This window comes from Staphylococcus sp. AtHG25 (assembly GCF_003217445.1).
GTDB lineage: Bacteria > Bacillota > Bacilli > Staphylococcales > Staphylococcaceae > Staphylococcus > Staphylococcus haemolyticus.
In genome coordinates this window covers 20,978-33,279 of sequence record NZ_QJSN01000018.1, presented here as the reverse complement: position 1 = coordinate 33,279, position 12,302 = coordinate 20,978, and the positions used below count along the sequence as shown (strand labels likewise).

The following is a 12,302-nucleotide window of genomic DNA, read 5'->3' as shown; positions in this document are numbered from 1 at the left end:
CCAACAATACGGAGTATTGTAAATAAAGAAGCCAGTAAATGAATTTGTTAAAACTCATTTACTGGCTATTTCTCTAGGGTTTATGTCCCAGACTCTTTCTTTTTTTGTTTGAATTAAGATGTATAGCGTTATTAAAATTTAGTGCAACTGCACTTGTGTAAGGCGTTCTAAAATAAATAATAAAACATAGTTGTGAAAATTTTAAGCAAGCATCTCGACTTAAGTGTAATAATGAACCCAATTTCTAAGACACTGCTTTAAAGCACTACTTTAGAAGTTAATAAATTGCAATATACATACAAAGACTGTTAAAATTTTATATATTTTAAGATAAAATAGTAGGTATTATTTTCATTGAATTGTATTTTTCATCCATTAAAAGAAGTAAGTTATATTTAGTAATGCAATATTAGGAGGCCATAATGTTTCATTCAAAACATTCACATTTTGTAAATGGTATAACTATAAATGTTAGAAATTTAGCAGACTTAAGACCATTTTATGAAACTATATTGGGATTTAAAGTTATTACAGAAACAAATCATTCTGTTCAGTACGAGATAGGTCAGTCAAATCATTTTTTAACATTAAATGAAGTTATAAATGGTAGGGAACCACTTTTATCTGAAGCAGGATTATTTTATGTAGGTATAATGCTTCCTAATATTACAGATTTAGCCGATTTACTTGTACAAATGACAGACTTTGAAATTCCGGTAAATGGTGGAGAACAAAGTGTTTGTACGTCCCTCTTTTTTGAAGATCCAGAGGGGAATGCATACAAGTTTTATGTCGACCATGATATGGATTACTGGGGCTACGATAATGAAAATGTAAAGTTAGTTATTGAAGCAATCAATGTTCCACGTTTACTAACAAATGTATCAGAACAAACTTGGCAAGGGATTCCTAAAGGCACAAAAATAGGAAATTTATCACTTAAAACGATACGTATGTCAGAGGTTGAATCTTATTATTTAAGATATTTTGGACTTGAACCATCTGCGTATTTAGATCAGTTTTCACTCTTTATGTCTTCAAATCAATACTATCATCATTTAGCTGTTAATCAATGGTTATCAAGTACTAAACGTGTGATGAATAACGTAACATATGGTCTTGCTTTAATTGATTATTATTATCCTGAAACAACGCATATTGATGTTAAAGGTCCAGACGGGCTTTATTTTAGATTTAATTTTATAGAAGTAGTGTGATTTAATGAAGAAATTTATACTTATTATGGTTTTAGGAAGTGCACTTTTCACTGGTGGAGCGATATATGATGGAATTGATAATCAAGATATGACGCAACCGACAATTCATTTTTGGGAAAAGAACCCAATGAAATTAAACTTATATGCTAAAGGCCAATGTACCTATTATGTGTTTGATAGAATTAGACAAGATGGCAATATGATTAGTAATAGATGGGGAGATGCCAAATATTGGGCTAATGAAGCAAGCAAAGAAGGATATAAAGTTAATGATAATCCAAGTGTTGGTTCAATCCTTCAATATCCAAAAGGTCAACATGGTCATGTTGCATATGTAGACAAAGTTAATCATGATGGCTCGTTAACCGTTTTTGATATGAATTATCGTAAACCATATGAAGTTACTAAGCGCACAGTTTACGAATACCAACTAGATGAATTTAATTATATTCATCCTAAGAAAAATCAAAGTGAAAACGCATAATGAACTACAGTTACTAATATTATCATCTATTTGTAACTGTAGCTTTTTTTATATAGAGGAGTAAGCTATAATGTAGAGTGTTGTCAAAGAGTAGTGTGTGAATGGAGGCACGTGAATGAAAAAGAAATATTATATAACCATATCTTTAATAGTAGCAATCGCTATATTAATTATTGACCAAGTCACAAAACGGATTATTGCTACAACAATGAATATTGGTGATTCATATAAAGTTATTCCTAATTTTTTAAACATAACATCACATAGAAACAATGGTGCGGCATGGGGAATTCTTAGTGGTAAAATGGGATTCTTTTATATTATTACGATAGTTATTCTCATCGTACTTGTACTATTTTATATTAAAGAAGCAAAGTATAATCTATTTATGCAAGTTGCAATAAGTTTACTATTTGCAGGTGCATTAGGTAACTTTATTGATCGATTAGTTAATGGTGAAGTAGTTGATTTTGTTGATACTAATATTTTTGGATATGATTTCCCAATATTTAATGTTGCGGATTCAAGTTTAACAATAGGTGTATTGTTCATAATCATTGCCTTACTTAAAGATTCGAATTCAAAAGAATAGGAGACTATAATTTGAAAACACATGAATTTAAAATTGAAAACCAAGAGCTTGTTGGACAGCGTATTGATAAATTATTACCTGAATTCAATAATGAATGGTCTAGAAGTCAAATTCAAGATTTGATTAAAGAAGATTTAGTTACAGTTAACGAAAAAGTGATTAAGTCTAATTATAAAGTTAAATTAAATGATCTTATTATTGTTACAGAGAAGGAAGTTGTCGAAGCCGATATTCAGCCAGAGAACCTAAATTTAGATATTTATTATGAAGATGAAGATGTAGCGATAGTTTATAAACCCAAAGGCATGGTAGTACATCCATCCCCAGGTCATTATTCTGGTACATTAGTTAATGGCTTAATGTACCAAATTAAAGATTTATCTGGAATTAATGGTGAAATTCGCCCAGGTATAGTTCATCGTATTGATAAAGATACTTCAGGGTTATTAATGGTTGCCAAAAATGATATTGCTCATAGAGGGTTAGTGGAACAATTAATGGATAAATCCGTTAAAAGAAAATATACCGCTTTAGTACATGGAAATATTCCACATGATTATGGCACGATTGATGCGCCTATCGGACGTAACGAGAAAGATCGACAATCAATGGATGTCGTTGATAACGGTAAAGAAGCAGTTACACACTTTAATGTTTTAGAACATTTTAATGATTACACACTAATTGAATGTCAATTAGAGACGGGGCGTACACACCAAATTCGTGTACATATGAAATATATTGGTTACCCTCTTGTTGGAGATCCAAAGTATGGTCCACGAAAAACACTTGATATTGGTGGACAAGCATTACATGCAGGTGTTATAGGATTTGAACACCCTGTTACTCATGAATACATTGAACGTCAAGCAGAACTACCTAAAGAATTTGAAACACTTTTAGAAGATATTCGCTTAAGAGATGCATAAGAAAAGAATAGTTTGGTAGCCCGCAAAGTTTCAACGCTTTGTGGGTATTTTTTCTAATTTCACATTTAATCAATGATTCTTTAATATGTATTTTTGAAAAAGTTTGTCTAATTTTTTAGTATTTCACAAATTCGATTAACTACAGTAAAAGTATTATTTATTTACAATTGATAATTTTAAAAAATTACATTGACTTATAGCTCAAAAAGTTTTAAGCTAGTAACAGTTCAAAAAAGAAATCGGTGTCTTTAAAAGAGAGTCCAGAGAGGCTTCAAAGACAATGAGTATAATTCTATATACTTTCTTAAAATAATTCAGCGAAATATATGAATTGTTTTATTAGAATGGCTTTATCATGTAATGTCTAACATTACATGTGCGTATATATTAATTTGCCCTCATGTCTTTGAAAAAGGCATGAGGGTTTTTAATTTTAAGAGGTGAGATAATGTCTGAGCGAATCATCATGGATGAAGCTGCAATACAACGTACTGTAACGCGTATGGCACATGAAATTCTTGAATATAACAAAGGTACAGAAAATCTTGTGTTACTCGGAATTAAAACGAGAGGCGAATTTTTAGCAAGACGTATACAAGACAAAATCAATCAAATTGAACAAAAAATAGTTCCAACAGGTACAATTGATATTACACATTTTCGAGATGATATTGAAATTGCTAACAAGCAAATCACTCAAGATGCAATAGAAATTGATGCTGATATTAACGATAAGGTAGTCATCATCATTGATGATGTACTTTATACAGGAAGAACTGTTAGAGCTTCCCTAGATGCAATCTTGCTTCATTCTCGACCGATTAAAATTGGCTTAGCCGCACTTGTAGATCGTGGACATCGAGAATTACCAATAAGAGCAGATTTTGTAGGGAAAAACATACCAACTTCTAAAGAAGAATCTGTTTTAGTGTATTTAAACGAAAAAGATTCACAGAATGCAGTAATAATTGAATAAAGACCTTTTAAATCAGTACGAGAGACTGAAAAAGGTAAAGTATTCAAAAGTGAGTGTGGATTATGATGATAGAATGGTCAGTATTAATAACCATCTCACTATAATTGAATGCTTTGTCACGTAGATACGGATAACGATAAGTATGAGTGCTTATCTGTATGTTTACTACGATTTTTTAGTCTCTTTACATTTAAATGTAAAAGAGACTTTTTTTATGAAAGGAAGAAAAAAGATGGAAAATGAACAAATGTTTGAACGAACCGTCAAACCGGTGTTAGACGTACAAGACAAACCTAAACCAACACAATGGGCGCTACTGAGTTTGCAACATTTATTTGCAATGTTTGGTTCTACAGTATTAGTGCCATTCCTAACTGGCTTGCCAATATCAGCTGCTTTACTTGCATCCGGTATAGGAACATTGCTTTATATATTAATTACTAAGGCAAAGATTCCAGCATATTTAGGATCAAGTTTCGCATTTATCACACCAATTATTACTGGATTAAGCACACATAGCTTAGGAGACATGTTAGTAGCACTATTCGCAAGTGGCGTAATGTATGTCATCATCGGTATCCTAATCAAAATCAGTGGTACAGGATGGTTAATGCATTTACTTCCACCGGTAGTTGTAGGACCAGTAATCATGGTAATTGGATTAAGTTTAGCACCAACAGCAGTTAATATGGCAATGTACGAGAACTCAGGAGATATGAAAGGGTACAATTTAAGCTATCTGGTTGTCGCGCTTATTACATTACTTGTAACAATAATTGTGCAAGGGTTCTTCAAAGGTTTCTTATCACTTATACCGGTACTTATTGGTATCATTGTTGGCTATATTGTTTCAATCTTTATGGGGTTAGTTAACTTTTCGAATATTGCTAAAGCAAACTGGATTGACTTCCCACATATCTATTTACCATTTAAAGATTATGTGCCATCGATTCACCTTGGTTTAATACTCGTTATGTTACCAATCGTTTTCGTAACCGTAAGTGAGCATATCGGTCACCAAATGGTTATCAACAAAATCGTAGGTAGAAACTTCTTCGAGGATCCAGGTTTACATCGCTCAATAATCGGAGATGGTGTTTCAACAATGTTCGCTAGTATTATTGGTGGTCCACCAAGCACAACATACGGCGAAAACATCGGTGTACTAGCAATAACAAAGATTTACAGTATCTATGTTATTGGCGGTGCAGCGGTTATAGCGATTGTCTTATCATTTATTGGTAAGTTCTCAGCGTTGATTTCTTCAATACCGACACCGGTAATGGGCGGCGTGTCAATCTTATTGTTCGGTATTATAGCAGCAAGTGGACTAAGAATGTTAGTTGAAAGTAACATTGATTTTGCAAGCAACCGCAACCTAGTAATCGCATCAGTCATCTTAGTTGTAGGTATAGGTAACTTACTCATCAATTTAAAAGGTTTAGGTGTAAACCTTCAAATCGAAGGTATGGCACTAGCAGCACTTTCAGGTATTATCTTAAATTTAATTTTGCCAAAAGAAAAACAGGATTCAAAAAACTAATTTAACAAGGATTATTTATCAGGAGGCGCTTTATGAATAACTTATTATCTATGGAACATTTATCTAACGAGGACATTTACGATTTAATTCAAACAGCTTGTGATTACAAATCGGGAAAGCAAACCTTACCACAATTCGAAGGGAAGTTTGTTTCTAATTTATTCTTCGAAAATTCAACTCGAACTAAGTGTAGCTTTGAAGTAGCAGAACAAAAATTAGGTCTGAAAGAGGTTAATTTTGAAACAAGTACATCATCAGTACAAAAAGGTGAATCACTATATGATACCTGTAAAACACTTGAAAGCATTGGTGTTGATTTACTAGTAATCAGACATTCTCAAAATGCATACTATGAAGAATTAGAAAATCTTAATATTCCAATTGCTAATGCTGGAGATGGTAGTGGCCAACACCCTACACAAAGTCTTTTAGATATTATGACAATCTATGAGGAATACGGTTCATTTGAAGGATTAAACATTTTAATATGTGGTGATATTAAAAATTCACGTGTAGCTCGAAGTAATTTCATAAGTCTAACTTCATTAGGCGCAAATGTAATGTTCTCAAGTCCAGATGAATGGGTGGACGACTCATTAGATGCACCATATGTTCAAATTGATGATGTCATCGACCAAGTAGATATTGTCATGTTATTACGTGTTCAACATGAACGTCATGGTATTACTGGAGAAGCTAATTTCGAGGCAAATGAATACCATGAACAATATGGTTTAACAATGAATAGATACAATAAGTTAAAAGATAAAGCAATCGTAATGCACCCTGCACCAGTTAACAGAGGAGTAGAAATCGATAGTGAATTAGTTGAAGCACCAAAGGCACGAATTTTTAAACAAATGACTAATGGCATGTATTTAAGAATGTCAGTAATCAATAAACTATTATCAGGAAAAGAGGCGTAAACATTGAAATTAATTAAAAATGCTCAAATTTTAGATAACGGTGAACTTAAACAAGCATCCATTTTAATAGATGGTCAGCACATCAAAGAAATTAACAATAACATTGAAGTAGATGAAAATGTTGAAGTAATTGATGCACAAGGTCATTTAGTAGCACCAGGTTTAATCGATGTTCATGTACATTTACGTGAGCCTGGTGGGGAACATAAGGAGACAATTGAAACAGGTACAAAAGCTGCAGCACGTGGAGGATTCACAACTGTATGTCCAATGCCTAATACACGCCCAGTACCAGACTCAGTTGAACATATGGATCGATTACAACAATTAATTCAAGATAATTCGCAAGTCCGTGTATTACCATATGCTTCAATAACTGTGCGTCAAGCTGGAAAAGAACATGTTGACTTTGATGCATTAGCAAAGCAAGGTGCGTTTGCTTTCACTGACGACGGCGTTGGTGTGCAGGAATCAGCAATGATGTATGAAGCAATGCAACAAGCTGCAAAGGTCAACAAAGCAGTTGTAGCACATTGTGAAGATAATAGTTTAATTTATGGCGGTGCTATGCACCAAGGTAAACGCAGTGAAGAACTTGGTATACCTGGTATTCCAAATATTTGTGAAGCGGTACAAATAGCGAGAGATGTATTATTAGCTGAAGCAGCTAACTGTCATTATCATGTATGTCACGTATCGACAAAAGAGAGTGTCAGAGCTATTCGTGATGCTAAAGCAGCAGGTATTCATGTGACGGCTGAAGTTACACCACATCATTTACTGTTAACTGAAGATGATGTTCCAGGGGATAATGCAATCTATAAAATGAATCCTCCTTTAAGAAGTAAAGAAGATAGAGACGCATTATTAGAAGGATTATTAGATGGCACAATTGATTGTATCGCAACAGACCATGCACCACATGCTAAAGAAGAGAAAGCACAGCCAATGACTAAAGCACCATTTGGCATAGTAGGAAGTGAAACAGCTTTCCCATTACTTTACACGCATTTTGTAAAAAATGGTGACTGGTCATTACAACAATTAGTTGACTATCTAACAATTAAACCAGCACAAACATTTGATTTACCTTATGGCAAATTGGAAGAAGGTTGCTTTGCTGACTTAACGATTATCAATTTAGATGAAGAACGCGAAATCAAAGGTGAAGATTTCTTATCTAAAGCAGACAACACACCATTCATTGGTTACAAAGTTTATGGTAATCCAATTTTAACAATGGTAGAAGGCGAAGTAAAATTTAAGGAGGATAAATAAATGCTTGAGCGACGTTATCTTGTATTAGAGGATGGGACTTATTATGAAGGGTATCAATTAGGATCTAATGATTTATCTGTGGGAGAAATCGTATTTAACACAGCGATGACTGGATATCAAGAGACGATATCAGACCCTTCATATACTGGTCAAATCATTACATTCACATACCCATTAATCGGTAATTACGGTATCAATAGAGATGACTTCGAAGCACTAACACCAACTTTGAATGGTGTAGTAGTGAAAGAAGCAAGCACACATCCTAGTAATTTTAGAAACCAAAAGACGTTACATGATGTGCTTGTTCAATACAAGATACCTGGCATTTCAGGTGTAGATACACGTAGCATCACACGTAAAATTAGACAACACGGTGTTTTAAAAGCTGGGTTTACTGATAATCGAGATGGCATTGATTCATTAATTAACACATTAAAAAGTACTGAATTACCTCGTGATGAAGTAGAAACAGTATCTACTAAAACACCTTATGTTTCAACAGGTTCAGATTTGAGTGTGGTCTTATTAGACTTTGGTAAAAAACAAAATATTGTTAGAGAATTAAATATGCGTGGCTGTAACGTAACTGTAGTACCATATAACACCACTGCTGAAGAAATATTAGCCATGTCACCAGATGGTGTTATGTTATCAAATGGTCCTGGTGATCCAGATGTTGTAGAGGTTGCAATAGAAATGATTAAAGGTATTTTAGGTAAAATTCCATTCTTTGGAATTTGCTTAGGACACCAATTATTTGCATTATCTCAAGGTGCAACATCATTTAAAATGAAATTCGGTCATCGTGGCGCTAATCATCCCGTAAAAGACTTACGTAGTGGGAAAGTAGATATTACAAGTCAAAACCATGGTTATGCTATCGATAAAAATTCATTGGTAAATACTGACTTAGAAGTAACTCATATTGCACTTAATGATGGTACAGTTGAAGGACTAAGACATAAAACATTGCCAGCATTCTCTGTACAATACCATCCTGAAGCAAGACCAGGTCCAAGTGACTCAAATTATTTATTCGATGAATTTATGACTATGATGAAAGAATTTAAAGAAAAGGAGCAAACAGCAAATGCCTAAACGTGACGATATACAAACGATTCTAGTGATTGGATCAGGTCCAATTATCATCGGACAAGCTGCAGAATTTGATTACGCAGGTACACAAGCGTGTCTTGCCTTAAAAGAAGAAGGCTACCGTGTCATATTAGTAAATTCTAATCCAGCAACAATTATGACGGATAAAGAAATTGCAGATAAAGTTTATATCGAACCGTTAACACACGACTTTATTGCACGTATCATACGTAAAGAACAACCTGATGCATTGCTACCAACTTTAGGTGGTCAAACAGGATTAAATATGGCTATTCAATTACATGATAGTGGTGTATTAGAGGCTAATAATGTGAAATTACTTGGTACAGAATTAAAGTCAATTCAACAAGCAGAAGATAGAGAGCTATTTAGATCATTAATGAATGATTTGAATGTACCTGTTCCTGAAAGTGATATTGTGAATACTGTTGAACAAGCATTTGCATTCAAAGATGAAGTAGGTTATCCACTCATCGTTCGTCCAGCATTTACTATGGGTGGTACAGGTGGTGGCATATGCTACAATGATGAAGAATTAAAAGAAGTAGTGAGTAATGGATTGCATTACAGCCCAGCTACACAATGCTTAATTGAAAAGTCAATTGCTGGTTTCAAAGAAATCGAGTATGAAGTAATGCGCGATAAAAATGACAATGCTATTGTGGTTTGTAATATGGAGAATATAGATCCTGTAGGTATTCATACAGGTGACTCTATCGTAGTTGCACCAAGTCAAACATTATCAGATGTTGAATATCAAATGTTACGTGATGTATCTTTAAAAGTTATTAGAGCATTAGGTATTGAAGGAGGATGTAATGTTCAACTTGCATTAGATCCACATTCATTTAATTACTACATTATTGAAGTGAATCCACGTGTATCTCGTTCATCAGCGCTTGCATCTAAAACAACTGGATATCCGATAGCGAAATTAGCAGCGAAGATTGCAGTGGGCTTAACGTTGGATGAAATGCTAAACCCAGTTACAGGTACATCATATGCAGCCTTTGAACCAACACTAGATTATGTTATTTCCAAAATTCCAAGATTCCCATTTGATAAATTTGAAAAAGGTGAACGTGAATTAGGTACTCAAATGAAAGCCACTGGTGAAGTAATGGCTATAGGACGTACATATGAAGAATCTTTATTAAAAGCGATACGTTCACTTGAATACGGTGTACATCATTTAGGTTTACCAAATGGAGAGAGTTTTGACTTAGATTATATTAAAGAACGCATTAGTCATCAAGATGATGAAAGACTCTTCTTTATAGGTGAAGCAATTAGACGTGGTACAACACTTGAAGAGATACACAATATGACGCAAATCGATTATTTCTTCTTAAATAAATTCCAAAATATCATTAATATTGAACATGAATTAAAAAATCACCCAGGAGATTTGGAATATCTTAAATATGCTAAAGATTATGGATTTAGTGATAGAGTAATTGCACATCGATTCGGCATGACAGAATCAGAAGTATATCAATTACGCCAAGATAACAATATTAAACCAGTATACAAAATGGTTGACACTTGTGCTGCAGAGTTTGAATCAACAACGCCATACTACTATGGCACATATGAAACTGAAAATGAGTCAATTGTAACTGATAAAGAGAAAATATTAGTGCTTGGTTCAGGTCCTATTCGTATTGGACAAGGGGTAGAATTTGACTATGCTACTGTACACGCTGTATGGGCAATTCAAAATGCTGGATATGAGGCAATTATCGTGAATAATAACCCTGAAACAGTATCTACTGACTTTTCAATTTCAGATAAGTTATACTTTGAACCGCTAACTGAAGAAGATGTGATGAACATTATTAATTTAGAACAACCTAAAGGTGTTGTAGTTCAATTTGGTGGTCAAACAGCAATTAACTTAGCAGATAAACTAGCTAAACATGGTGTCAAAATATTAGGTACGTCTTTAGAAGATTTAAATCGTGCTGAGGATAGAAAAGAATTCGAAGCGCTATTGCATACGATTGATGTACCTCAACCTAAAGGTAAGACTGCAACTTCTCCAAGTGAGGCACTAACGAATGCACGTGAAATTGGTTATCCTGTAGTTGTAAGACCATCTTATGTGCTCGGTGGTCGCGCAATGGAAATTGTAAGTAGCGATGCAGAATTAGAAAATTATATGGAGCAAGCTGTTAAAGCTAGCCCTGAGCACCCAGTGTTAGTTGATAGATACTTAACAGGTAAAGAGATAGAAGTCGATGCAATTTCAGATGGAGAAACAGTTATCATTCCAGGTATTATGGAACATATAGAACGTGCTGGTGTGCATAGTGGTGACTCAATAGCTGTATATCCGCCTCAAACGTTAAGTCAAGAAGATATCGATACGCTAGAGGAATATACTATCAAATTAGCAAAAGGGTTAAACATCGTTGGTCTAATTAATATTCAGTTTGTTATTGCACATGACGGTGTTTACGTATTAGAAGTAAACCCTCGTGCAAGTCGTACCGTACCTTTCTTAAGTAAAATTACCGATAATCAAATGGCACAACTAGCTATGCAAGCTATTATGGGTACTCGTTTTAAAGACTTAGGCTATAAACAAGGTGTACAACCTTATTCAGAGGGTGTGTTCGTTAAAGCACCAGTATTTAGTTTTAATAAACTAAAAAATGTTGATGTGACATTGGGACCAGAAATGAAATCTACCGGTGAAGTTATGGGTAAAGATTTAACTTTAGAAAAAGCACTTTACAAAGGATTAACAGGTAGTGGTGTAGAAGTTAAAGATCACGGTACTGTTCTTATGACAGTAAGTGATAAAGATAAAGATGAAATTGTTAAAATAGCACACCGTTTAAATGAAGTAGGCTATAAAATTTTAGCAACTCAAGGTACTGCAGAAAAATTAAAAGAAGACAACATTCCAGTTGAAGTTGTAGGCAAAATTGGTGGCGACGATGATTTATTAACACGTATACAAAATGGCGATGTACAAATTGTCATTAATACGATGACTAAGGGTAAAGAAGTAGAAAGAGACGGGTTCCAAATTCGTCGTACAACAGTTGAGAATGGTGTGCCATGTCTAACTTCATTAGATACGGCTAATGCTTTAACTAATGTAATTGAAAGTATGACATTTTCAATGAGAACTATGTAGATTTACAACTTGAGAACGACAAGGGCGTTATATGTCAGTGAATATTTTTAAACTGATTATGACGACCAAGTCGTTCGTTTTCAAAGGAGC

General features: G+C 34.0%; 10 protein-coding genes. All 10 read left to right on the top strand.

Going from position 1 to position 12,302, the window contains the following annotated elements:
- Window positions 1-422: 422 nt before the first annotated feature.
- The 10 genes from BDW31_RS10955 (at window position 423) to carB (ending at window position 12,212) form a co-directional block, all read left to right on the top strand.
- Window positions 423-1,217: a VOC family protein gene (locus BDW31_RS10955; RefSeq protein WP_053024661.1), complete on the top strand. Its 795-nt coding sequence runs from the start codon at window positions 423-425 to the stop codon at window positions 1,215-1,217.
- Between the two features lie 4 nt (window positions 1,218-1,221).
- The gene (locus BDW31_RS10950) at window positions 1,222-1,701 is read left to right on the top strand and encodes a CHAP domain-containing protein (protein WP_037552365.1); all 480 of its coding nucleotides are present in this window, start codon (window positions 1,222-1,224) and stop codon (window positions 1,699-1,701) included.
- Window positions 1,702-1,816: 115 nt separating this feature from the next.
- On the top strand, window positions 1,817-2,293 hold the full coding sequence (lspA, locus tag BDW31_RS10945; protein ID WP_053024662.1) for a signal peptidase II: 477 nt from the start codon (window positions 1,817-1,819) through the stop codon (window positions 2,291-2,293).
- An 11-nt stretch (window positions 2,294-2,304) separates the two neighbouring features.
- Window positions 2,305-3,222 carry an RluA family pseudouridine synthase gene (locus BDW31_RS10940; RefSeq protein WP_037552361.1) on the top strand — a complete coding sequence of 306 codons (918 nt, stop codon included), beginning with the start codon at window positions 2,305-2,307 and terminating at the stop codon, window positions 3,220-3,222.
- A gap of 448 nt (window positions 3,223-3,670) precedes the next feature.
- Window positions 3,671-4,198 (top strand): bifunctional pyr operon transcriptional regulator/uracil phosphoribosyltransferase PyrR, encoded by a 528-nt coding sequence (gene pyrR, locus BDW31_RS10935; protein ID WP_053024663.1) that lies wholly within the window; start codon window positions 3,671-3,673, stop codon window positions 4,196-4,198.
- Between the two features lie 232 nt (window positions 4,199-4,430).
- Complete coding sequence (locus tag BDW31_RS10930; protein WP_037552357.1) at window positions 4,431-5,741, top strand: uracil-xanthine permease family protein; 1,311 nt, start codon at window positions 4,431-4,433, stop codon at window positions 5,739-5,741.
- Between the two features lie 32 nt (window positions 5,742-5,773).
- Entirely contained in the window at window positions 5,774-6,667 is an 894-nt protein-coding gene (locus BDW31_RS10925) for an aspartate carbamoyltransferase catalytic subunit (protein ID WP_070440671.1), read from the top strand.
- 3 nt (window positions 6,668-6,670) lie between these two features.
- Window positions 6,671-7,945: a dihydroorotase gene (locus BDW31_RS10920; protein WP_053024665.1), complete on the top strand. Its 1,275-nt coding sequence runs from the start codon at window positions 6,671-6,673 to the stop codon at window positions 7,943-7,945.
- Window positions 7,946-9,046 carry a carbamoyl phosphate synthase small subunit gene (locus BDW31_RS10915; protein WP_037552349.1) on the top strand — a complete coding sequence of 367 codons (1,101 nt, stop codon included), beginning with the start codon at window positions 7,946-7,948 and terminating at the stop codon, window positions 9,044-9,046. It abuts the gene before it with no gap.
- On the top strand, window positions 9,039-12,212 hold the full coding sequence (gene carB / locus BDW31_RS10910; RefSeq protein WP_053024666.1) for a carbamoyl-phosphate synthase large subunit: 3,174 nt from the start codon (window positions 9,039-9,041) through the stop codon (window positions 12,210-12,212). The genes BDW31_RS10915 and carB overlap by 8 nt, the downstream gene beginning before the upstream one ends.
- Window positions 12,213-12,302 lie beyond the last annotated feature (90 nt).

What these genes read in the sequence shown, in the direction of transcription:
- BDW31_RS10955 (WP_053024661.1), top strand. Translation starts at nt 423, where the DNA reads ATGTTTCATTCAAAACATTCACATTTTGTAAATGGTATAACTATAAAT.
- BDW31_RS10950 (WP_037552365.1), top strand. Translation starts at nt 1,222, where the DNA reads ATGAAGAAATTTATACTTATTATGGTTTTAGGAAGTGCACTTTTCACT.
- lspA (WP_053024662.1), top strand. Translation starts at nt 1,817, where the DNA reads ATGAAAAAGAAATATTATATAACCATATCTTTAATAGTAGCAATCGCT.
- pyrR (WP_053024663.1), top strand. Translation starts at nt 3,671, where the DNA reads ATGTCTGAGCGAATCATCATGGATGAAGCTGCAATACAACGTACTGTA.
- BDW31_RS10930 (WP_037552357.1), top strand. Translation starts at nt 4,431, where the DNA reads ATGGAAAATGAACAAATGTTTGAACGAACCGTCAAACCGGTGTTAGAC.
- BDW31_RS10925 (WP_070440671.1), top strand. Translation starts at nt 5,774, where the DNA reads ATGAATAACTTATTATCTATGGAACATTTATCTAACGAGGACATTTAC.
- BDW31_RS10915 (WP_037552349.1), top strand. Translation starts at nt 7,946, where the DNA reads ATGCTTGAGCGACGTTATCTTGTATTAGAGGATGGGACTTATTATGAA.
- carB (WP_053024666.1), top strand. Translation starts at nt 9,039, where the DNA reads ATGCCTAAACGTGACGATATACAAACGATTCTAGTGATTGGATCAGGT.